This is a genomic window from Leifsonia sp. 2MCAF36 (assembly GCF_052115525.1).
Taxonomy (GTDB): Bacteria; Actinomycetota; Actinomycetes; order Actinomycetales; family Microbacteriaceae; genus Leifsonia.
In genome coordinates this window covers 44303-66589 of record NZ_JBFRGV010000012.1, presented here as the reverse complement: position 1 = coordinate 66589, position 22287 = coordinate 44303, and the positions used below count along the sequence as shown (strand labels likewise).

15 protein-coding genes are annotated in these 22287 nt (G+C 67.9%); 13 read left to right on the top strand and 2 right to left on the bottom strand.

The window, feature by feature from the left end:
* The first annotated feature begins 152 nt into the window (after positions 1–152).
* The 9 genes from AB4079_RS16820 to AB4079_RS16780 all read left to right on the top strand — a co-directional run bounded on the left by AB4079_RS16820 (position 153) and on the right by AB4079_RS16780 (position 13873).
* On the top strand, positions 153–677 hold the full coding sequence (locus AB4079_RS16820) for a hypothetical protein (protein WP_441788467.1): 525 nt from the start codon (positions 153–155) through the stop codon (positions 675–677).
* Entirely contained in the window at positions 677–6856 is a 6180-nt protein-coding gene (locus AB4079_RS16815) for an RHS repeat-associated core domain-containing protein (RefSeq protein ID WP_441788466.1), read from the top strand. Before AB4079_RS16820 ends, AB4079_RS16815 begins: the two co-directional genes overlap by 1 nt.
* A complete protein-coding gene (locus AB4079_RS16810; protein WP_441788465.1) occupies positions 6853–7491 on the top strand; it encodes a hypothetical protein in 639 nt (212 codons plus the stop codon). The genes AB4079_RS16815 and AB4079_RS16810 overlap by 4 nt, the downstream gene beginning before the upstream one ends.
* The gene (locus AB4079_RS16805; RefSeq protein ID WP_441788571.1) at positions 7481–7939 is read left to right on the top strand and encodes an RHS repeat-associated core domain-containing protein; all 459 of its coding nucleotides are present in this window, start codon (positions 7481–7483) and stop codon (positions 7937–7939) included. Before AB4079_RS16810 ends, AB4079_RS16805 begins: the two co-directional genes overlap by 11 nt.
* A 1143-nt stretch (positions 7940–9082) precedes the next feature.
* The gene (locus tag AB4079_RS16800; RefSeq protein WP_441788464.1) at positions 9083–9553 is read left to right on the top strand and encodes a hypothetical protein; all 471 of its coding nucleotides are present in this window, start codon (positions 9083–9085) and stop codon (positions 9551–9553) included.
* 340 nt (positions 9554–9893) lie between these two features.
* Entirely contained in the window at positions 9894–10403 is a 510-nt protein-coding gene (locus tag AB4079_RS16795; RefSeq protein WP_441788463.1) for an Lrp/AsnC family transcriptional regulator, read from the top strand.
* Positions 10403–11866 carry an NAD-dependent succinate-semialdehyde dehydrogenase gene (locus AB4079_RS16790; protein ID WP_441788462.1) on the top strand — a complete coding sequence of 488 codons (1464 nt, stop codon included), beginning with the start codon at positions 10403–10405 and terminating at the stop codon, positions 11864–11866. The genes AB4079_RS16795 and AB4079_RS16790 overlap by 1 nt, the downstream gene beginning before the upstream one ends.
* A 1-nt stretch (position 11867) precedes the next feature.
* Complete coding sequence (locus AB4079_RS16785) at positions 11868–13058, top strand: thiolase family protein (RefSeq protein ID WP_441788461.1); 1191 nt, start codon at positions 11868–11870, stop codon at positions 13056–13058.
* A gap of 53 nt (positions 13059–13111) precedes the next feature.
* Positions 13112–13873: a 3-hydroxyacyl-CoA dehydrogenase gene (locus AB4079_RS16780; RefSeq protein WP_441788460.1), complete on the top strand. Its 762-nt coding sequence runs from the start codon at positions 13112–13114 to the stop codon at positions 13871–13873.
* 228 nt (positions 13874–14101) lie between these two features.
* Here AB4079_RS16780 and AB4079_RS16775 read toward each other — a convergent pair whose 3' ends face one another.
* Positions 14102–15556, bottom strand: a complete 1455-nt coding sequence (locus AB4079_RS16775) for a helix-turn-helix domain-containing protein (protein ID WP_441788459.1) — start codon at positions 15554–15556, stop codon at positions 14102–14104.
* 115 nt (positions 15557–15671) lie between these two features.
* Here AB4079_RS16775 and AB4079_RS16770 point away from each other — a divergent pair, with 115 nt between their 5' ends.
* Entirely contained in the window at positions 15672–17504 is a 1833-nt protein-coding gene (locus AB4079_RS16770) for a phosphoenolpyruvate carboxykinase (GTP) (protein ID WP_441788458.1), read from the top strand.
* A gap of 16 nt (positions 17505–17520) precedes the next feature.
* On the opposite strand, the gene AB4079_RS16765 is transcribed toward AB4079_RS16770, so the two are convergent.
* The gene (locus tag AB4079_RS16765) at positions 17521–19497 is read right to left on the bottom strand and encodes an ABC transporter ATP-binding protein (protein ID WP_441788457.1); all 1977 of its coding nucleotides are present in this window, start codon (positions 19495–19497) and stop codon (positions 17521–17523) included.
* A gap of 143 nt (positions 19498–19640) precedes the next feature.
* Between AB4079_RS16765 and AB4079_RS16760 the strand changes: the two genes are divergently transcribed.
* The 3 genes from AB4079_RS16760 to AB4079_RS16750 are packed head-to-tail and all read left to right on the top strand — an operon-like array spanning position 19641 to position 22272.
* A complete protein-coding gene (locus AB4079_RS16760; protein WP_441788456.1) occupies positions 19641–20564 on the top strand; it encodes an ABC transporter ATP-binding protein in 924 nt (307 codons plus the stop codon).
* A complete protein-coding gene (locus AB4079_RS16755) occupies positions 20561–21445 on the top strand; it encodes an ABC transporter permease (protein ID WP_441788455.1) in 885 nt (294 codons plus the stop codon). Before AB4079_RS16760 ends, AB4079_RS16755 begins: the two co-directional genes overlap by 4 nt.
* Positions 21442–22272, top strand: a complete 831-nt coding sequence (locus AB4079_RS16750) for an ABC transporter permease (protein ID WP_441788454.1) — start codon at positions 21442–21444, stop codon at positions 22270–22272. Before AB4079_RS16755 ends, AB4079_RS16750 begins: the two co-directional genes overlap by 4 nt.
* The last annotated feature ends 15 nt before the right edge of the window (positions 22273–22287 follow it).

Below are 22287 nucleotides of genomic sequence, written 5' to 3'. Positions count from 1 at the left end.
GTTTTCATAACCGGTTCATAGTCGTTTCGCGGTCCGCCGCTGCGGGCATTGTCGCCGCGCTCCTCGGGGCAGCCGTGCTGCTCCTGGCCGGGCCGGTTTCCGGGGCTACGGCGGCAGAAGCGGCTGTCAGCACCTGCACCTCCACTGCGGACGTGTCATCGTGCGACGCCGATGGGGACTCGGTGCCGGACGCCGTCGAGCGCGTGGTGTGCGGAACCGCGACCTGCGCGACGGGTCGCGAAGATCGCGACTCCGACGGCGTGCCCGACTGGGTGGAGGTGCGCGCCTGCGGGACGACCGCCTGCGCGTCGCCCACGCGGGACTCGGTGGGCGACGCCATCCCCGATTTCGCGCGAAAGATCGCGTGCGGCTCCGACACCTGCGTCACCGGGAATTCGAACGTCAACCCGAACGGCGTCCCGGAATGGGCGTCCGTGGTGATCTGCGGCACGACGGCGTGCGCAACCGGTCACGAGGACTACGACGGCGACGGCGTCTCCGATGCGGTGCAGCTGGCGGCGTGCGTGAAGGGCCGGGATGGACTGGCCAGCACGGGTGCGACCATTGCGATCGGACTCATCGTTGCGTTGGCCGCTGCGCTCATTGCCGTCGGCCTGGTGCTGGCACGCAGGCGGCACCTGTACTCGGCTGCTATCAGCGTGGGCGACGCCTCCTGATGCGCACGACGAGATTGCGGGGGCTGATCGCCGGGATCGCCATCGGCGCGGTGACGCTCGTCGGAACGGCGACGCCCGCGGAGGCGTCCTCCTGGGAGGTCGCGAGGCGAACCGCGGCCACGACGCTCGCCGAGGTTCGCGCCGCAGCGACCGTGACGGAGGCGCGCGTCGCAGCCCAGACGGAAGCGACGGCTCCCGAAGCTGAAGGGACGGTCCGACCCGAGGCCACCTCGACCGTGTCGGCGGACGACGCCGGCGTAACGGCCACCTTCTCTGGCAACGAGGTCTCCGGCGAGCTCACGGTCGCCGTGGGCGAGGCCCCCGAAGACGCGCTCACGTCAGCACAGGCTGAGCAGCCGGGAGGGGGTGCGCCCGTGTCGATTCCCGTGCAGATCACCGCGAAGGACACCGACGGCAAGCAGCAGACGCAGTTCCCAGCGAAGCGCGTACACACGAGGGGTGGTGGCAAAAAGGGACCGATCGTCTCTGACGTCATTCCCGGAGTCGCGCTCTCTATCAGGCCTGACATGGAGCTGGTCAAGGCCAAGGGGCTCGAGCTGAAAACGCTGCAGATCTACACCAGGGAGAAGCCGGGCGACCCATGGGTGCCGTTGCCCTCCTACTTCGACTCCGCGAAAGGGCTTGTGGTGGGCGAGTCGACTCATCTGTCGCAGTTCGTCGTGATCGGCACGAAGTTCGTGCCGCCTCCGGGGCCGGTGGTCGTGCTCGATCCGGACAACGACGAGGGTCACGTCTCGACTCCGGCGCCACCGGTCACCGAGCTGGGTTTCAATATCCGTCTGGCCCAACTGGTGTCCGCACAGCTGCAGCAGGACTGTCGCGCGACGGTGCACATCATCAACGAAAATCCGGCGGTGTCGTTTATCAGCCGCGGTACGCGAGCCGGCATCGCCGCGTCACGCAGTCCGGTTGCCACCCTGGGCATCGGATTCAACACGTTGGATGGCGTCTCATGGGGCGGCGTCGACCCGTCATTGGGCGGTTCCCAGCTCTACTCGCGAGGCGGACCGGCCGATGACGCGCTTTCCGACTCCCTCGTGGGCAATCTCCCCACCTATACGACGCGTCCGGCGAAGAACATGGGGAACAACGGCAACTTTCCGGGCAGCGAGTTCGACGGTGTCCCAGGGGCTCTGACGCATCTCGAGGCCCTGTTCATGGACAACAATCTCGACCGTGCCGTGATCGACAACGGCTTCTCGTACATCGCCGACGGGGTGCTGACCGGCGTGGGCAAGTGGCTGGAGACGCAGGGCTTCGACTGCACCGACCCGGTGACCGGCGGGTGGCCGTCACCGCCGTCCGCTGCGGAGATCGCACGATGGCGCTTGCTCGGACTTCAGAACTACATGACGTACGGCGGGGAGCCCTTCTCGTTCTCGACCGGAAACCTCGTCGAACAGGAGAAGTTGTTCTCCCTGCCAGGCCTGGGCGGTTCGTCCACTGACCTCACCCTGTTCTACAACTCTCAGGACGGCCGCTTGTCGCGCGTCGGCGCGGGGTGGTCGTTCGGCTTGGGCGCCCGAGCGCAGCGGTTCAGTGACGGCAGTGTGATGGTGGTGCGCGGCGACGGCGCGAGCTTCGTTTTCACCTCCGATGGGCACGGCGGATACGCGGCAGGGCCGGACCTCCACCAGATGCTCTCCGAGCAGCCAGGGGGCCGATTGCTGCTGCGCGACGTCTCGGGGGAGTCCTGGCTCTTCGACGCAGGCGACATCGAGGGCATCGGCGAGCTGCTGTCCCACAGCGACCCGAACGGCAACACGACCACGCTCACCTACGGGGCCGCAGATCCTGGCGTCTCCCAGTTCGTCCCGCTCACCTCCATCACGGTGCCTGGCGGACAGGTCATCGGGGTCGAGGCCGACGCTCTAGGACGCGTGACCGGTTTCATCCGGCCAGGTGGCGACCGCTGGGGGCTCTCCTACGACGCCGCCGGAAACCTCACGACCGTCACGCTGCCGGACGGCCGCACCCACCAGTTCAGCTACGACGGTGCTCACCAACTGCTGACCGCCACGGATGCAACGGGAGCTCAGTACCTGGCGAACCAGTACGACGCGGCGGGCCGGATCGTGAAGCAGTGGGATGCGGCGGGGAAGCTCCGCACCCTGGACTACTCGACCCCCGGTCAGACGACCTACACCGACACCCTCGGGCGTACGAGCGTGTATTTCTATGACTCGGCGTTCCGGATCACCAAGGTGAAACATCCCGACGGGACCACCGCCGCCTTCGCCTTCGACGGTCAGAACAACGTCACGAGCTCGACCGATGAGAACAAGCGGACGACGAAATACACGTACGACGGGTCGGGCAACATCCTGACGGAGACTGCGCCAAGCGGTCAGGTCGTGAAGTACACCCACACGACGACGGGACTCCTCGCGACGAAGACAGACGCAGGCGGCCTGAAGGGGCGATCGCGGACCTGGGCATACGAGTACGACGGAGCCGGTCACCTGACCGCCACCCACCAGCCGGACGGCACCACACTCGCCAACCGATACGACGCGAGCGGCGACCTCGTGGCGAGCGTGCAGCCGTCGGGCGCCACGACCGCATACGGGCACGACGGCGCGGGCAACATCACCACGGTGACGGATCCCACCGGGGCCGCGACACGTTACGCCTACGACAGCGCCGGCCGGATCGCGGCGGCGACCGACCCGAACGGCCGCACTACGTCCTACCTCTGGGACAGCGGTGACCGCGTGACGCGGGTGACGGACGCGGCCGGTGGCATCACGGCATACGGCTACGAGCCCAATGACCACATCGCGTCCCTGACAGACCCGACAGGAGCGACCTCCACGTTCACCTGGGATGCGCTGTTCCATCTGACCGCGATGACCAGCTCCACCGGTGGGCAGACCGCGTACGCCTATGACTCCGAAGACTCGCTCATCGGTGAGAAGAACCCGCTGGGTGCGGAGACTGTCTACTCGACAGACGGTCGAGACAGGGTCGCCACGATCACCGACCCGAATGGTGGGAAGTGGACGCGCGCGTACGACGGGGTGGGAAACGTCACCAGGGTGACGTCTCCGAGCGGCGCGACGACGGAGTACTCCTACGACGCCAGCGGCCACGTGTGGCGTCAGAAGGATGCGACCGGCGCTGTCACCCGCTACCGGTACGACGCGGTCGGGCGGTTGGTGGCCCAGACCGACCCCGATGGGGTCGCGACGCGCTACAGCTATGACGTCCTGGATAGGGTGACGCGGGTCACGGACGGCCTCGGCAAGCACACGGACTACGGCTACGACGTCGACGGAAACCTGACGTCGGTGACCAATCGCAACGGTAACGCGACGGTGTACACCTACGACGGTGCGGGCCGAGTCACGTCGGCTACGACTCCACTCGGTGAGACCACCTCCTTTTCGTACGATCCCGCCGGCAACCGGATCGGGGTGACTGACCCGCTTGGCCGAACAACCACGACTGCCTACACGGCAACCGGCCTGGTCGCTTCGACCACGGACCCGGCAGGCCATACGACGAGGTACGCCTACGACGCCGCCGGGCGTCGCACGGGCGTGACCGACCCCAACGGCCACACCACCCGAAGCGCCTTCGATGGGGATGGTCGCCAGACGTCCCTGACCGACCCGACCGGCGCGATCACGGCGTACGGGTACGATCTCGCCGGTCAGCAGACATTGATGACCGGCCCGAACGGCAATCAGACCGCCTACAGCTACGACCCGGCGGGGCAGCTCACCCGAGTAACCGAGGCATACAAGAAGGGCGCGAAACCTTCGGGGGACACGAATGTGACGACCGCCTACGCCTACGACTCCGACGGCAACCTCACCGAGGTCACGGATCCGAACGGCCATACCACTCGCTACAGCGTCGACTCGCTCGGCAGGACGACCAGCGAGACGAACCCTGTAGGCAACAGCACGCGTACCGGCTACACGGCCGCAAGCCGCACGGCGTCTGTTGTGGCCGGGACCGGAGCGACCACGTCATACCGCTACGACAAGCGCGGTGACCTGACGCGACGGGATGCCGCGGGCGCGATCGCCAGCTTCGAGTACGATGCCGATCAGCAGCTCATCGCAGTGACCGACCCGGGCGGAGTGACCGGATTCACGTACGACAAGGATCGCAGGACAACCACCCAGATCGACCAACAGGGCGGCCGCCTGGCCACCGTCTACGATCGGGCCGGGCAGACGGCCGACGTGACGCTTCCGACCGGTCAGAAGCTGAGCTACACCTACGATCAGGCAGGCAAGGCAACCTCTCAGTCGTCCCCGTGGGGCAGCCTCGCCTACTCCTGGGACCCGGCGGGAAACCTGACCGGCCAGGTGCGTTCCACCGGTGTCTCGACCGGCTACGCCTACGACGCCGCTGACCGTGTCACCACGATCACTCACACGACTCCTCAGCCCGAAGGCGAGGCTGCGCCGACGCCGACGTCCACTCTCGCGCCGTATGCGTCGGGTGATGCTGGCGCGGCGAAGTGTTCGGGCGTCGGCGGCTACCTGGGCGCCCGCGCCCGGTCGACGAGCACTGCTCCGTTGTGCGAGCGCACCGCCCCGTACCTGAGCGGGCGAGCTCTTCCAACGCCGGCCAACCCGGTACCGGACGGAGGCACGCTCTCGTACCACTACGCCTACGACGGCGACGGCAACGTGACCAGTGCGACCAGGACGATCGCGTCGAGCCCCGACCGGCTGGCCTCCACCGGTGCTCCGGCCGCAGTTCGTGCGTCGACGAAAAGCTCCCGAGTCGCCTACGCCTATGACGCGTTGGACCGTCTGACCGGCTCGACGAGCCGGACTGGTGAGAAGAACGCCTACGATTACGACGCCGGGGACAACCGTGTCGGCTGGGTCCGTTCGGGTGCCAAAGACGGCAACTTCTCGCAGCAGGCCACCTTCAACGACGCCAACCAACTCACGCTCACCAGCACGTCGGGCAGGGGCCGCTCGGTGGCGGCGGGGGTGGCGACCTATGCCTACGACGGTGCTGGCAACCGGGTGAACCAGGTCGTCGGCGGCGTGTCCACGCAGTACGGCTACAACCCGTCAGGGCAGACCACCGAGGTCAGCCGGGAGGGCCGCACCACCACGTATGGTTACGACGGACTGGGGCGCAACACGTCCACGACCGATCAGACGCAGTACGGCGCCAGCACATCCCACACCACCTTCGACGGCCTGAACCCGGTGCAGACGAGCTCCGTCGGTGCGGGCACGTCATCGCTGATCCGGGATGCGGTCGGTGCGCTCGCGGAGCACGTGTCCGAGAACGGTGAGGCCACCTGGGACCTTCTGGACCGCCTGGGTTCCACGGTCGCCGGCGCCCGCGGCGGTTCGATCAGCGAACTGTCCTCGTACGAGGACTGGGGTACGCAACAGTTCGAGAGCACCGGCTGGTCCGCCCCGGCGAACTTCACCGGCGAGCAAACGGATCCCACACAGGGCCTGGACCACTACTACGCCCGCACTTACGACCCGGGCACCGGTTCCTGGACCAGCGCCGACCCCTTGCGCGGCTTGCTTGCGCAGCCTCAATCACTGCACCGGTACGCGTACACGGAAGGCAACCCCACCTCGTATGTCGACGTTCTAGGCAACATGTGCGCTCGGGTGAATCCGCACTCGGACGCACTCCCGCTCGGGTGCGGAGCTACACCAGCTCAGGCATTCGAAAACGTCGCGGACCGCTCCAAACCGCCGGTCGCCCCGCAACCACCGCGGAAGCCGTCTAGCCCGGAGGCGGCCGGACCCAACTCCCAGAACGACGTCCAAGACCGGCACAACTGGTGGGACGACTTGGTTGCGTGGTCCCAGACAGATGGCGCTCAAGGGCTTGCGGGGTGGCTCTCATGGATCAGCGTCGCCGCGGGAGCGCTCGGGCTGGTGCTGGATGCCACCGGCTACGGAGCCATAGTTGGGCTGCCGCTCCAACTCGTGGCGGAAATCGCGGGGCTCGGTGCGACGGTCATAAGCTGTCTGTCCGGAGGCATCAGTTGGGACTGCGCCTTCGGCGCAGCAACCGCCCTGGTCGGCCTAGGCAACATCGGCAGGATAGGCCGGGTAGCAAACGATATCGATACCTGGCTCAAGTCGCTCAGCGCTGCGGGACTTGCCGGTGGGGTTGCGACGAATCTTGGCGATACGGGGAAGAAAAAATGAGCGCGAGGCGACGCCGCCCATTCGAGACAGCTGCGATTTTAGGTTTTGCCGCGGTTTCAGCGGTGATCCTGGGGCAGATGGCGCTTCTCGTGGGCCAATCTCAGCGGCATCCCCAAGGGGTTGTAGTGGGGTTCTTTCTTGCGATGGCGACCATTGTTCCCGCTTTTCTCATCGGGTGCGTGTGGTCGCGAGTTGTTGGCGCAAAGGTCCAAGACCGGCTCGAGGTCTTCAGGCGACGCTATCCCGATGCCGAGGTGTTCGGTGTGGCAGATCAAGCGGAGTTCCCTGCCGCGCTTCGCTCGCTGGGAGTTAACACGCGGCGTCGTCTCGTTGTCGGCGTGTTGGTGTGCGATCACGCAGGCATCACATTATGGAGGGGGTTCCGGCAACCACGCGCCGTTCTGCATGTCGCCATCCAAGACATACTGGCTGTAGATCAGGAACAAGTGCTCCTTGGGGCCCTGCAGTCGAAGATCAGGGGCCTAGTGACGATCCGCACTCCAGGAGAGAAGGTGGTCCTCCCTCTCTACTTTCACAGCAGCGGCCAGCTCTGGTTTAACATTGCTAAGGCAGATGAAGTCAATCGACATGTGCGCGCCCTCCAGGAGGCTTTGAGCGTGGCACCTGAAAAATGAACGGCCCGCCCTGGGATCTCCTGGACCGTCTGGGTTCCACGGTCGCCAGCGCCCGTGGCGTTCGATCAGCGAACTGTCCTCGTACGACGACTGGGGAATCCAGCAGTTCGAGTCCACCGGTTGGTCCGCCCCCGCGAACTTCACCGGCGAGCAGACGGATCCCACTCAGGGCTTGAACCACTACTACGCCCGCACGTACGACCCGGGCACCGGTTCCTGGACCAGCGCCGACCCCTGGCGCGGCCTCCGAACCGAGCCGCAGTCGCTGCACCGCTACGCGTATGTCGAGACCAGTCCCGCCACGCTGACCGACGGACTCGGCTTCAAGGCCAAGCAACAACGGATTAGTGTGCCACCCAACCTGCTCCTCCCCGAATGCGTGCCGTACCTGTCCGGGTGCACCCCGAAGACCAGCCCGACGCCACCAGTCGCCAACCGAATGAGTTAGGCGTAGCAACCGATGATTCAGACAGGCTTGATCGTGACCGCGCCAGTCTTGGTGATCGTTTTCGCTGCCATCTTCCATGCGGTTCGCACCCGACACCGTTGGAGGAAAGGTGCTGACGAGCGTGCAGCTCAGCTTCGGCAGCTGGTTGGTCCATTGACGACCTACAACGCCGTATGGGGCATCGATACGTGCCGAGCGGTGAGGACGATATCAACATTGCGCTGTGAGGGCCGTGGCCCCCGAGTCAGCCCGCATTTCGTCGTTGCTGTGTCCCGTGCGCCGGGCTATGGATTCTCTACGGGATGCGTGGGGATCAAGGTACGACTGCCATATCGGCCGGCGAGTTTAGGTCCATCAAGACAGCCTCGTCCGGTCCGGGAGCCTTCCCCGTTTGGTATACCCAATGCGTCATCGGCGGCCGACAGATCACGCTTCCCATTCGAGTAACTGACCTGGTAAGCGATTTTCTGAGCGCGGACTACAGGTGGGCCGAAACAACGGCAGAGACCATCACCGCCCTCCTCCGGAACGACGGCCATGAACCGCTATAGGGACACCAGCTGGCGGGCATTCCTATCCCAATCAGGCCGCGGCTCTTGGCAAAATCGAAGTTCGCTCGGGAACGCGGCGATAGTGGGCACGGCAGCCATTGTCAGTGTGATGATCGGACAGGCTGCTCTCCTCATTGCGCCCGTTCGAAATCCTTCGCGGCAAGCATCAGCCGAGGAGCAATTCCGTTGTCGAGGAACTGATGCGCATAGTGAATCGGCGCAGGGTAGCGAGCAGGGCTGGGTATTAGCGGTGGCGACGAGCTGTCGGAGCAGATGTCCTCGTGCGGACACTGATGCCGCCAGCGTGCCCTGTCGGCCGGACGCGTTCACGGGTCGCGGGAGTACCTACGGCGGTGAGGTGACTCGGCCATGTAGCGATCACTTTCGACGGTGGGCCGCGGGTGGTCGGTTGTGGATCTGAGCACGCTCTGCTCTGTCGCGTCACGATCGATCGATCCGGTCGCCCTCAAGATGTGGGGTCGCTGGAGGCGCCACGTCCTGATGACGCAGTGGATTTCCAAGTCGGGCTTCCGGCGGCTCAGGCCCAGAGGACGGAACGCACATTCACCCCACGGCGATTACGGAGAAGGCGATGTCGACGAAACCACCACGCAACACCCTGGCGAAGAGGCTTGGCGATCGCCTGAACAGCATCCCGCTGTCGCCAGCGGAGGATCCGCCGGTCGACCAGAGTCTGAAGAAGCTCCCACGTCGCACGTCCGTGCTGCTCGCGCTCATGGGGGTGCTCATGATTGCAATCCCGACCGTTCCAGTCACCCTCAATTCCATTTGGTGGGGCACCAAAACCACCCGGACGTGCCAGATCACCGAGGGGCACTATTACGCGACGAACGGCAAGGGCGGCCCGGGCTGGGTCTACGAAATCGCCACTCGGCAGTGCGGGCAGTTGCAAGTGACGTCAGGACCGACGAAGTCTCTCGCCGAAACCAAGCGACTGGGGGACTCGCTGCTCATCGGCCACACCTACCGGTTCGAACTCCGTGGCTGGAGCGGGCTCCTCAGCGCCAAGCCCGCGATCATGAGCGCCACGCTCCACGAATGACCGCATCGCAGGAGATCGAAATGGTGGGTCAACAGCGCTGCGCGATAGCTCGGGCTCTACACCCTCGGTCTCGCGACTTGGCTCGTGTAGATCCCCTGGTGAGTCATCTAGGACTCCGGCTTGGAGTCGGCCGTTCAGTGGGTCGGAAGCGCCGCGGCCCGTGTTCGCGTATCACGCCCCGCTGCCGTTTCTCGACGAGCACCGGCTGCGCGCCCGCTCGGCAGTGCGGATTCGCAGGGGTCGCCCCGCGCACCCTGCCGCCCCTTCCTGAGAGCTTCGGTCAGCGTGCCGAAGGCGCGTACCCTGCGTCGTACGATGTGCGAGGACCGAAGGAGGCCGCATGATCGACAAGCTCGACGCCGAGCTGATCGCGCTGCTGGCCGCGGAGCCGAGGCTGGGCGTGTTCGAGGCGTCGCGGCGGCTGGGCGTGGCGCGGGGGACCGTGCAGGCCCGGCTGGACCGGCTGCAGCGGTCGGGCGTCGTACGCGACTTCGCGCCGACGGTCGACACCGACCGGCTCGGCTACCCGGTGACGGCCTTCGTGACCGTTGAGCTGACCTCGGGTGAGGACGCCCGCCACGCGGCGGTCGCCGAGCACCTGCGCCACATCCCGGAGGTGCTCGAGGTGCACACCATCACGGGGGCGGGCGACCTGATGGTCCGTGCCGTGGCGCGCACCAACATCGACCTGCAGCGGGTGATCGGCCGCATCGACGGCTATCCGGCGGTGGCGCGCACCTCCACCGTCATCGCCCTCACGACGGTGATCGACCACCGGACCGTGCCGCTCGTTCAGGCGGCAGTCGGTCCCGACGACGCGGACGCGACGACAGAGGAGGAACACGGCTGATGGATGAGAAGGCTCTGCTGGAGCGCGTACCGGACGGACTCTACATCGGAGGGGAGTGGACGACCGGGTCGGCCGGAACGTTCCCGGTATTCGACCCCGCAACCGGTGACCGCATCAAGGAGATCGCCGACGCCTCGCCCGAGGACGGCATCCGGGCGCTGGATGCGGCGGTCGCCGCGGCGGACGACTGGGCGGCGACGCCGGCCCGCGTGCGCGGGGAGATCCTCCGCCGCGCCTTCGACCTGCTGCAGGAGCGGCGCGACGACTTCGCGCTGCTGATGACTCTTGAAATGGGCAAGCCACTCGCCGAAGCCAGCGGTGAGGTCACCTACGGCGGCGAGTTCCTGCGCTGGTTCTCCGAGGAGGCGGTCCGCATCTCCGGGCGCTACGGTGCCAACCCGGAAGGCACCGGGCGGATGATCGTGTCGCAGCATCCCGTCGGACCGTGTTTCCTGATCACGCCGTGGAACTTCCCGCTGGCGATGGCGACCCGCAAGATCGCGCCGGCGCTCGCCGCGGGCTGCACGGTGGTGATCAAGCCGGCCGAGCTGACGCCGCTGACGACTCTGTACTTCGCGAAGCTGCTCGAGGATGCCGGCCTCCCCGGCGGTGTCCTCAACGTCGTCACGACGACCACGTCGGGCAAAGTGTCGGCGCCGATCATCGCCGACTCGCGACTTCGCAAGCTCTCGTTCACCGGCTCCACCGAGGTCGGGCGGAAGCTGCTGCAGCAGGCGTCGGAGAATGTTCTGCGCACATCCATGGAGCTCGGCGGGAACGCTCCGTTCGTCGTGTTCGACGATGCCGACCTCGACAGGGCGATCGACGGCGCGATGCTGGCGAAGTTCCGCAACATCGGCGAGGCCTGCACGGCGGCCAACCGGTTCATCGTCCACGAGGCCGTCGCCGACGAGTTCGCGCGCCGGGTGACCGAACGGGTGAACGGGCTGAAGGTCGGCCGGGGCACCGACGACGGCGTCACGATCGGCCCCCTGATCAACGAGGGCGCGGTCGAGAAAGCGTCCGACCTGCTGCAGGATGCGGTCACGCGCGGGGCATCCGTCCTCACCGGCGGGTCGCGGGTCGACGGGACCGGCACGTTCTTCGAGCCGACGGTCGTCACGGATGTGCGGCCCGGCAGCGAGATCCTCCGCCAGGAGATCTTCGGCCCGGTGCTGTCCATCATCCGGTTCTCGGACGAGGACGAGGCGGTCCGCCTGGCGAACGACACCGAGTTCGGGCTGGTGTCGTACGTGTTCACGAAGGACCTTGCACGCGGCCAGCGGATGATCGAACGACTGGAGACGGGGATGATGGGCCTGAACGTGGGTGTCGTCTCCAACGCGGCGGCTCCGTTCGGCGGCGTCAAGCAGTCAGGCCTCGGCCGCGAGGGCGGTTTTGAGGGCATCCACGAGTACCTCAACACCAAGTACACGCTGACGCCGAACCCGTTCGGAGCCTGACGTGGCCCGCTCCGAAGCGGTCATCGTCGACGTCGTCCGCACGCCGTCGGGGCGCGGCAAGCCGGACGGCGAGCTCTCCGACATCCACCCGGCCGACCTCCTCGCGGGCGTTCTGCTCGAGCTGATCGGGCGGACCGGCATCGACCCGGCCGTCGTCGACGATGTGATCGGTGGATGCGTCACGCAGTCGGGCGAACAGGCGGGCAACATCATCCGCACGGCCGTGCTCAGCGCGGGCTTTCCGGAGAGCGTTCCGGCCGTCACCGTGGACCGCCAGTGCGGCTCCAGCCAGCAGGCGGCGGCCTTCGCGGCGCAAGGGGTGATCGCCGGCGCGTACGACGTGGTCATCGCGTGCGGGGTCGAGTCCATGAGCCGCGTTCCGATGGGGTCGAACGTGCAGGGGGCCGCGCTCGGCGGTGCGCTGCTCCACACCCGCTACCGGGACGGTCTGGTCAACCAGGGCGTCGCGGCCGAGCTGATCGCCGACCGCTGGGGCTTCAGCCGTTCGCAGCTCGACGACTATGCCGCGGAGTCGCAGGGGCGCGCCGCGTGGGCGGCGACCAACGGCGCCTTCGACGGCGAGCTGGTCGCCGTCCCAACGCCGGACTCGGGCAGCGTCGTGGCCGATGAGACCATCCGCCCCGGAACGACAGCCGAGAAGCTGGCAACGCTGCAGCCGGCGTTCCGGACCGATCGCCTCGCCGAGCGCTTCCCGCAGCTGGAGTGGCGCGTCACCGCGGGCAACTCGTCGCCGCTCACCGACGGCGCGTCCGCCGCGCTCATCATGAGCGCGGACGCGGCGAAGCGCCTGGGACTGCGGCCCCGGGCCCGGTTCCACTCCTTCGCAGTGGCCGGCAGCGACCCCCTGCTGATGCTGACAGGCATCCTCCCGGCGACGCGCAAGCTGCTCGACCGCAGCGGTGTCGGGCTGGACGAGATCGACGCCTACGAGGTGAACGAGGCGTTCGCGCCCGTCCCGCTGCTGTGGAAGCAGGAGTTCGGCGCCGACCCCTCCAAACTGAACCCCTGCGGCGGCGCCATCGCGCTAGGGCACGCGCTCGGCTCCTCGGGCACCCGACTGCTCGCCACTCTGCTGAACGAGGTGGAGGCGCGCGGCGGCCGCTACGGGCTGCAGGCCATGTGCGAGGGCGGCGGCACCGCGAACGCGACGCTCATCGAAGTGCTGCGCTGACCGGCGCGGCGACAGATCCATCCCACCCAACGAACCGATCGCCAAGGAGAACCATGCAGCTCGACGGATGCTCTGCCCTCGTCACCGGCGGGGCCAGTGGCCTGGGCAACGCCACCGCACGCGCGCTCACCGAGGCGGGCGCACATGTCGTCATCCTCGACCTGCCGCGCTCGGAAGGGGAGAAAGCGGCGGTCGCGCTCGGACCGACCGCGCGCTTCGTCCCGGCGGATGTGACCGACGAGGGGGAGGTGCAGGCGGCGATCGACACGGCGTCCGGACTCGGCCCGCTGCGCGTGGTGGTGAACTGCGCGGGAATCGCGACGGCCGAGAAGGTGATCGGGCGTGACGGTCTCATCCCCCTCGAGCACTTCGAGCGCGTCATCCGCGTCAACTTGGTCGGCACGTTCAACGTCGTCCGGTTGGCCGCCAGCGCGATCGCGCAGACCGAGCCGGTCGGAGAGGAGCGCGGCGTGATCGTCAACACGGCCTCGGTGGCCGCATTCGACGGTCAGATCGGGCAGCCGGCCTACTCGGCGTCGAAGGGTGGCGTCGCGGCCATGACGCTGCCGCTGGCCCGGGAGTTCGCGCGCAACCTCATCCGCGTGATGACGATCGCGCCGGGCATCTTCGAGACGCCCATGATGGCGGGGCTGCCCCAGGCTGCGCAGGACTCGCTGGCGGCGCAGGTGCCGCACCCCTCCCGTCTCGGCAGGCCGGCCGAGTATGCCGCGCTGGTGCGGGCGATCGTCGAGAACCCGATGCTCAACGGCGAGACGATCCGCCTCGACGGAGCGATCCGGATGCAGCCCAAGTAGCGCCAGGCTGTCGCCTGGCTGTCGCGCAGGGAGGAGTTTCGACCAGCGAAGGCGGAGCCCTCCTCCATAGCCTGCGGTTCCCGGCACGGTCGCCCGGATCTCCTCCCTTCGGGATGGCGGCCAAGGGAGGAACTCCGGCGACTGGGACGGCGTGGCGGCAGGAAATGGAGGAGGACGCTGGCGATTGGGCCCCAGCGATCCTCCGTTTCCCACCCGATGCCCACGGCGTCAGGCGCCCGAGTGCGCCTCCAGGAACGTGTACACGTCGGAGTCGTCGACGCCCGGAAACGACCCGGAGGGCAGCGGCGCCAGGATGTGCGCGTGCAGCCGAGCGCTCGGCCAGGCTTTGCCCGCCCAGCGACCCGACAGGTCCGACGGCGCCCGCTTGCAGCACGACTCGTCCGGGCAGCGCGACTCCGCGCGGTCGGTGGTCTCGCGGCCACGGAACCACTTCGCCTCGTCGAACGGCACGCCGACGCTGATCGAGAAGCCGCCCTCGGCGGTCGTGCCCGTCTGGGTGGCGCACCAGTACGTCCCGGCCGGCGTATCGGTGTACTGGTACATCTCCGTCGTCCGGTTGGTGTGCGTGAACGCGCTGCGGGCGCCCCACTTGCGGCAGACGACCTGGCCCTCGATGGAGCCGGTCACGTCTGTCGGCAGCGGCAGCCCGTCGTTCTCGTACCCCTTGTACAACGCTCCGTCGTCGCCGACGCGCAGGAAATGCATCGTCATGTCCAGGTGGCTGGTGGCCAGGTTCGTCAGCCGCAATGCCGCCGCCTCATGGGTCACCCCGAAGGCGTCGCGGAAGTCTTCGACGGCCAAGTCCTTGTCCTTCTTCGCCTGCTGCAGGAAGGCGACGGCGGCATCCCGAGGCATCAGACAGCAAGCCGCGAAGTAGTTGATCTCCAGCCGTTGCCGCAAGAAGTCGGCGTACGACGCGGGACGGGTGTGCCCGAGAAGCCGGTGGGCCATCGCCTGCAGCGCCATCGAACGCAGGCCGTGACCGCCCGGGATGGACGCCGGGGGCAGGTAGATGCGCCCATTCTCCAGGTCGGTGATGGAGCGCGCCGACCGTGGGAGGTCGTTGACGTAGATCAGTTCGAATCCGAGCTTCTCGGCCATCACGCTGACCTCGCGGTGCGTCAGCGCGCCGCGGGTGTGTCCGGAGGCGCGCACCTGCTGCTCGGCGAGTTCCTCGATCTCGGGCATGTAGTTGTCCTCGGCGCGCATCCGCTCGCGCAGCTCGGTGTTCGCCCGTCGCGCCTCCTCCGGTGTGGCGATCGCCTCGTTCGCCCGGCGGCTGAGCTCGCGGTGCAGGCCGACGAGGGAACGCAGCGTCTCGGTCGGTGTCCCCTTCGTGGGCTTGACCGCTGGGAGCCCGAGCGACGCGTAGAGCGGTCCTTTCTGCGCGCGCGCCAGCTCGATCTCGAGTGCCGCGCGTTCGTCAGGGGGCTCGGCGGAGAGCAGGTCGGCCGGTTGCACGCCGAGTGCGGCTGCCAGGCTGCTGAGCAGCGAGATGCGCGGCTCGCGCTTGCCGTTCTCGATCAACGACAGCTGGCTCGCGGCGACGCCCGCTGCCGCCCCCAGCTCGTCGAGGGTCATGCCGCGGCGCGTCCGGAAGTGACGGATGCGGTGGCCGAGCGTGGCGACGTCGATGTCTCCGGTGCCCATGGGGATGCTCATGGCTTCACAATAGCGAAAGATTCGCGATTCTTACAGCAGAATTCAGGGTCCACAGGTGCAGAACATCGCGGATGCTGGATGTATCACCACTTCTTCCGACGAAATGGACTCTGCAATGAGCATCGCCGAAATGGACCTGACCGACACCGTATCGTCCGGCGGGCTGTCCGCCGTGCGCGCCTGGGTCGCTGACATCGCCGCCCTGACGCAGCCCGACGAGGTCGTCTGGTGCGACGGCTCGCTGGCGGAGGCCGACCACCTCACCAAAGAGCTCGTCGCCGAGGGGAAGCTCATCCGCCTCAACCCGGAGTGGCGACCCAACAGCTTCCTGGCGCGCACCGACCCGGGCGATGTCGCCCGGGTCGAAGACCGCACGTTCATCTGTTCCCTCGACGAGGCGGATGCAGGCCCCACCAACAACTGGCGCCAGCCCGACGCGATGCGGGCAGAGCTGCGGGAGGTCTTCGCCGGGAGCATGCGCGGACGCACCCTGTACGTGGTGCCGTTCTCCATGGGCCCGGTCGGCGGCCCGCTCTCGCAGGTCGGCATCCAACTCACCGACTCCGCCTACGTGGCGGTCAGCCTCGGGATGATGACCCGCGTCACCGAGACCGTGCTCGACCTGATCGACGCCGGGCAACCCTGGGTTCCGACCGTGCACAGCGTCGGTCACCCGCTGGTCGACGCGGACGGCGTGCGCAGCGACGACGTCGCCTGGCCGTGCAACACCACGAAGTACATCGTGCAGTTCCCGGAGACGCGGGAGGTGTGGTCGTACGGGTCCGGCTACGGCGGCAACGCCATCCTGGCGAAAAAGTGCTTCGCGCTGCGCATCGCCTCGGTGATGGCACGCGACGAGGGATGGCTCGCGGAGCACATGCTCATCATCAAGGTCACCTCGCCGGAGGGGCGCGCCTTCCACTTCGCTGCGGCGTTCCCGTCGGCGTGCGGGAAGACCAACCTGGCGATGCTGCAGTCGAGCATCCCGGGCTGGCGGGTCGAGACGATCGGCGACGACATCGCCTGGCTGCGGCAGGGGGCGGACGGCCGGCTGCGTGCCATCAACCCTGAAGCAGGCTTCTTCGGCGTCGCACCGGGCACCGGCGAGAGCACCAACCGCACCGCGGTCGAGACGCTCTGGGGCAACACGATCTTCACCAACGTGGCACTGCGCGACGACGGAGATGTCTGGTGGGAGGGGCTGACCGACGAGCCCCCCGCGCACCTGATCGACTGGGAGGGGAAGGACTGGACGCCCGCCAGCGGTCGCCCCGCCGCGCATCCGAACTCCCGCTTCACAGTGGCCGCCGCGCAGTGCCCGTCCATCGCGGACGACTGGGATGCGTTCGACGGTGTGCCGATCGACGCCATCCTGTTCGGCGGACGCCGAGCCACCAATGTCCCGCTCGTGGCTCAGGCCCGGGACTGGCGCCACGGTGTCTTCCTCGGCTCCACCATCTCCTCGGAGCGGACGGCGGCGGCCGAGGGGACCGTCGGCGAGCTGCGACGCGACCCGTTCGCGATGCTGCCGTTCTGCGGCTACAACATGGCGGACCACTGGGCGCACTGGCTCGAGGTGGGCGAGCAGCTCGGTGACAACGCTCCAGCGGTGTTCCAGGTGAACTGGTTCCGCAAGGGCGACGACGGCCGGTTCCTGTGGCCCGGGTTCAGCGAGAACGCGCGCGTGATCGAGTGGATCGCGCGTCGCGTCGAGGGGAGCGCCGGAAGTATCGAGACACCGATCGGGCGGCTCCCGGTCGTCGAGGAGCTCGACCTCGCGGGACTCGACCTCCCGGCTGACGATGTGGATGCCCTCTTCGAGGTGGACTCGCAGAGCTGGCTGGCCGAATGCGACCTGACCGAGGAGTTCTTCGACCGCTTCGGCGCCCGCGTCCCCGCAGCACTGCGCGCCGAACTAGCCTCCCTCCGCTACCACCTGCGCGCCTGACCCGCCGGGTGGCCGGTCAGACCAGGAGCTGGTGCTTGGCCAGGTCGCGGTAGAGCGGGGTCGTTTCGACCAGCTCGGAGTGGGTGCCGGTGCCGATCACGCGGCCGTGGTCGAGCACCACGATCTGGTCGGAATCCACCACCGTGGACAGGCGGTGCGCGATCACCAGCAGCGTCCGGTCCTCCGCCACGGCGTCGATCGCCTCACGCATCAGCTGCTCGTTGCGGCCGTCCAGGCTCGACGTGGATTCGTCCAGCAGCAGCACCGGAGGTGCGGCGAGCAGCGCGCGGGCGATCGCCAGGCGCTGACGCTCCCCACCGGACAGCATGATGCCGTCCTCGCCGACGGGCGCGCCCAGCCCGAGGTCGCTGCGTTCGAGCACCTCCGTGAGGTTGACGGCATGGAGGACGTCCACGCACTGCTCGTCCGTCGCGTCCGGTGCGGCGAGTGTCAGGTTGTCGCGCAGCGAGCCGGCCAGCACGGGCGCATCCTGCTCCACGTAGCCGATCTGCGACCGGAGGGCGACGCGGTCGAGCGTGCGCACGTCCATCCCGCCGAAGCGCACTTCGCCGGCCTGCGGGTCGTAGAACCGCTCCACCAGCGCCAGGATGGTCGACTTGCCGGCGCCGGACGGCCCGACGAGCGCCGTGCGCTTTCCGCGGGGAACGCGGAAGCTCACCCCGTGCAGCACACCGCCGAGCTGGTGGGCCCCTTCTCCGCCACCGGCTCCGGCTGCCACCTCCGCTTCGGCGACCATGTCCGCGCCGGTCAGCGCCTCGAAGGCCAGCCGTTCGGGTGTGGGCTCCGCCGCCGGCCGCCCGGCCGCCGTCGTCTCGGCGGTGGCCGCCGCAGCCTCCGCTTCGGGATACGCGAAGCGCACGTCCGCGAACTCGATCGCCGGTGCCTCCGGTGCGAGGCCCTCGTTGGCCTTACCCACGGTGAGGGCGAGCGGCGCGAGCTCGCGGTCGTGCTGGTCCTCCGTCGGCAGGTCGAGGATCTCCTGGATGCGGCCGAGCGCCCCGAGCGCCGAGTTGACCGCGGCGATCGCGCCGAAGGCTTGGCCGAGCGGCAGGATCATCATGAACAGGAAGAGGATGAAGGTGACCAGGCTGGCGACCGTGATGGCGCCGCTCGCCACGCGGAAGCCGCCCACGCCGAGAACCACGAGGAACGACACCTGCATCGCGATCCCCGCGACGGGGACGACCAGTGCCGAGATCTTGGCGACCTGGATGCCCATGCGCCAGGCGCCGGTCGCGTCGTCATCGACCGCGGCGATCTCGCGCTCGGTCGCATTCGCCGCGCGGATGGTCCGCACGGAGCTGATGGCGCGCTCCACCGCGGCCGCGAGGTCGCCGACCTTGTTCTGCGCCTTCTGGCTGGCGACCCGGATGCGCCCGGACAGCAGGACGACGGTCACGACCGAGACCGCCACGACGAGCACGGTCAGGCCGAGCAGTACCGGGTCGATGATGAGCATCGCGATCAGGGCGCCGACGAAGGTCAGCGCGCCGCCGATCGCCTCGACGAGCCCCTGCGTGAGGACGGCGCGAAGCAGGGTGGTGTCCGAGCCGACGCGGGAGACCAGGTCGCCGGTGCGCCGTGTGTCGAACTCGCTGATGGGCAGCCTCAGCAGACGGCCGACCAGTTTGCGGCGTGACGACAGCACGACGCCCTCCCCGGTCCGCTGCAACAGATAGTGCTGGTAGCCGGAGATCAGCCCGGAGATGACGACGAGGGCGACGAGTGCCCAGACCAGACCGCCGAGGGGCTGCTGCTTTCCCACGACGTTGATCACTTGGCCGACGAGGAGAGGCTGCGCGAGGCTCGCCGCGGCGCCCAGGATGCTGAGCACGATGACGACGCCGAGGACGCGCTTGTGCTCCAAAAGGTAGGGGAGGAGCTGCGAGAAGCGGGCGCGCGGCCCCGCGTCGTCGACCGCGCGGCCGAAGCCGCGGCGGCGTCGGGGGGCGGCGCTGGACGTGGTTGACATGACGGTGTCTCCGTTCCGGGAGGAGGGGCGTCGCGGTGCGCGCGGTGCCGCTACCTCCGACCGTACTTCTTGTGAACTGCCTGTTTGCTGACACCGAGCGAAGCCCCTCCCAATGTCCGGGGTCGCGGCTACAGTGCTGAACTATGCCGCCCGTCATCGCCGCCCACGACCTGGTCAAGAAGTACAAAGACTTCCCGGCCGTCGACGGCATCAGCTTCGAGGTCGAGCCGGGGGAGTCGTTCGGTCTGCTCGGGCCCAACGGCGCGGGCAAGTCGACGACGATGCGGATGATCGGCGCCGTCTCGACGCGGACGGGAGGCGACCTCAGCATCTTAGGGTTGGATCCGAACCGGTACGGTCCCGAGATCCGTTCGCAGCTCGGCGTGGTGCCCCAGGCCGACAACCTCGACACCGAGCTGCGGGTGCGCGACAACCTGATCGTCTACGGACGCTACTTCGGACTGCCCGCGGCGCGGGTCCGTGCGCGCGCCGACGAGCTGCTCGCGTTCGCCCAGCTCGAAGACAAGGCCAAGGCGAAGGTGGACGACCTCTCCGGCGGCATGAAGCGCCGCCTCACCATCGCGCGGGCGCTGATCAACGACCCGCGCATCCTGCTGCTGGACGAGCCGACGACCGGTCTCGATCCGCAGGCGCGGCACATCCTGTGGGACCGGCTGTTCCGGCTCAAAGAGCAGGGCACGACCCTGGTGCTCACCACCCACTACATGGACGAGGCGGAGCAGCTCTGCGACCGGCTGGTCGTCGTCGACAAGGGCGCCATCATGGCGGAGGGGTCGCCGGCTGCACTCATCCGCCGGTACTCGACACGCGAGGTGCTCGAAGTGCGCTTCGGGTCGGAGCGCAACGCCGAGGTCGCGGGCCGCCTCGACGGGGTCGGGGAGCGGATCGAGGTTCTGCCCGACCGCGTACTCGTCTACAGCGACGACGGTGAGGGCGAACTGGTGCGGATCACCGAGCGCGGGCTGCATCCCCTCACCAGCCTGGTGCGGCGGTCGAGCCTGGAGGACGTGTTCCTGCGTCTGACCGGACGGAGCCTGATCGAATGAGCGCGATCACCGGGCCGTCGGGGGCGTCCGGAGCGCCGGACCCCCGTTCAGGCGTGCGAGAGGATGCGCGGGCCGCCCTGGCCGCTGCGGCGCGTCCCCGGCGGTTCGGTGCCTGGTACGTCGCCGAGCATCGCTTCCGGGTGATGCGGTCCTACCTGCAGACCGTGCTCGTCACCGGTTTCGGCAACCCGCTGCTCTACCTGCTCGCGATGGGTCTCGGGCTCGGCAGCCTGGTGAGCGCCAATATGGGTCCGCATGCGGTCGACGGCGTGAGCTACCTCGCCTTCGTCGCGCCCGCGCTGCTCTGCACGGCGGCGGTCACCGTCGCAAGCGAGGAGTTCACCTACCCGATCCTGCTCGGGTTCAAGTGGAACCCGACTTTCTACGGCATCAACGCATCGCCCATCGCGCCGGGGCAGATCATCGACGGGGTCCTCATCGCGGTCGTGGCGCGTCTGCTCGGCACGAGCGTCATCTACTTCGCCTTCATGGTGCTCTTCGGCGGCGTGCCCGGTCCCTGGGGCTGGCTCAGCATCCCGGTGGCCATGCTCGGCGGTCTCGCCTTCGGGGCGCCGATCATGGCATACGTCGCGACCCTCGAGCAGGACACCGGCCAGATCGCGATGCTGATGCGCTTCGTGCTCCTGCCCATGACCCTGTTCTCCGGCACGTTCTTCCCGCTCTCGAGCATGCCGTGGTTCCTGCAGTGGATCGGCTGGATCTCGCCTCTCTGGCACTCCACGGAACTTTCCCGCGTCTTCACGTACGGCATGAGCGAGCCGCTCTGGCTGTCGGTCGTCCACGTCCTCTACCTGGCTGCGCTGTTCGTCACCTTCTGGCTGTGGACGCGCCGCATCGCCGCGAGGAGGCTGAACAAGTGACCGCCACCGACGAACAGCTGGCGACGTCCGCCTCCCGATCCCGTCCCTTGGGTGCGCTGTACGCCGGGAACGCCCGCTCTGTGATGCAGCGGGGCTGGTCGGCAACCCGCAGCACCAACTGGCTGGTGATCGTCTCCGGATTCTTCGAGCCGATCTTCTACCTGCTCTCGCTCGGGATCGGCTTCGGGGCCCTGGTCGGCGACATCCACACCTCGACCGGCCAGCAGGTGCCGTACGCCGCTTTCATCGCCCCGGCGCTGCTTGCGACGGCGGCCATGAACGGCGCGGTCTACGACTCGACCTGGAACGTCTTCTTCAAGATGCACTTCGCGAAGCTGTACGAGGGGATGCTGGCCACGTCCCTCGGCCCGCTGGATGTGGCGCTCGGCGAGATCCTGCTCGCCCTCTTGCGCGGCGCGCTCTACGCGCTCGGCTTCATGCTGGTGATGCAGGCGCTCGGGCTCAACCTGTCGTGGTGGGCGCTGCTGGCGTTGCCCGCTGTCCTGCTGATCGCGTTCGGCTTCGCCAGCTTCGGGATGGGCATCACCAGCTACATGAAGACGTTCCAGCAGATGGACTGGATCAACTTCATCCTGCTTCCCATGTTCCTGCTGTCGGCGACCTTCTACCCGATCACCGTCTATCCCGACGCGGTGCAGGTCATCATCAAGGCGATGCCGCTGTGGCACGGGGTGGAGCTCGTCCGCGGGCTCACCACGGGCGACGTGAACGTGGGGATGCTGTGGCACGTCCTCTACTTCGTGGTGATGATCGTGCTCGGACTCATCCTCACCACCCGCCGCCTGCGCGCTCTGTTCCTCGACTGAGCGCGCAGGCGTCGA

Coding starts and splice junctions, on each gene's coding strand:
- AB4079_RS16815 (WP_441788466.1), top strand. CDS start 677: ATGCGCACGACGAGATTGCGGGGGCTGATCGCCGGGATCGCCATCGGC.
- AB4079_RS16810 (WP_441788465.1), top strand. CDS start 6,853: ATGAGCGCGAGGCGACGCCGCCCATTCGAGACAGCTGCGATTTTAGGT.
- AB4079_RS16800 (WP_441788464.1), top strand. CDS start 9,083: ATGTCGACGAAACCACCACGCAACACCCTGGCGAAGAGGCTTGGCGAT.
- AB4079_RS16795 (WP_441788463.1), top strand. CDS start 9,894: ATGATCGACAAGCTCGACGCCGAGCTGATCGCGCTGCTGGCCGCGGAG.
- AB4079_RS16790 (WP_441788462.1), top strand. CDS start 10,403: ATGGATGAGAAGGCTCTGCTGGAGCGCGTACCGGACGGACTCTACATC.
- AB4079_RS16780 (WP_441788460.1), top strand. CDS start 13,112: ATGCAGCTCGACGGATGCTCTGCCCTCGTCACCGGCGGGGCCAGTGGC.
- AB4079_RS16775 (WP_441788459.1), bottom strand. CDS start 15,556: ATGAGCATCCCCATGGGCACCGGAGACATCGACGTCGCCACGCTCGGC.
- AB4079_RS16770 (WP_441788458.1), top strand. CDS start 15,672: ATGAGCATCGCCGAAATGGACCTGACCGACACCGTATCGTCCGGCGGG.
- AB4079_RS16765 (WP_441788457.1), bottom strand. CDS start 19,497: ATGTCAACCACGTCCAGCGCCGCCCCCCGACGCCGCCGCGGCTTCGGC.
- AB4079_RS16760 (WP_441788456.1), top strand. CDS start 19,641: ATGCCGCCCGTCATCGCCGCCCACGACCTGGTCAAGAAGTACAAAGAC.
- AB4079_RS16755 (WP_441788455.1), top strand. CDS start 20,561: ATGAGCGCGATCACCGGGCCGTCGGGGGCGTCCGGAGCGCCGGACCCC.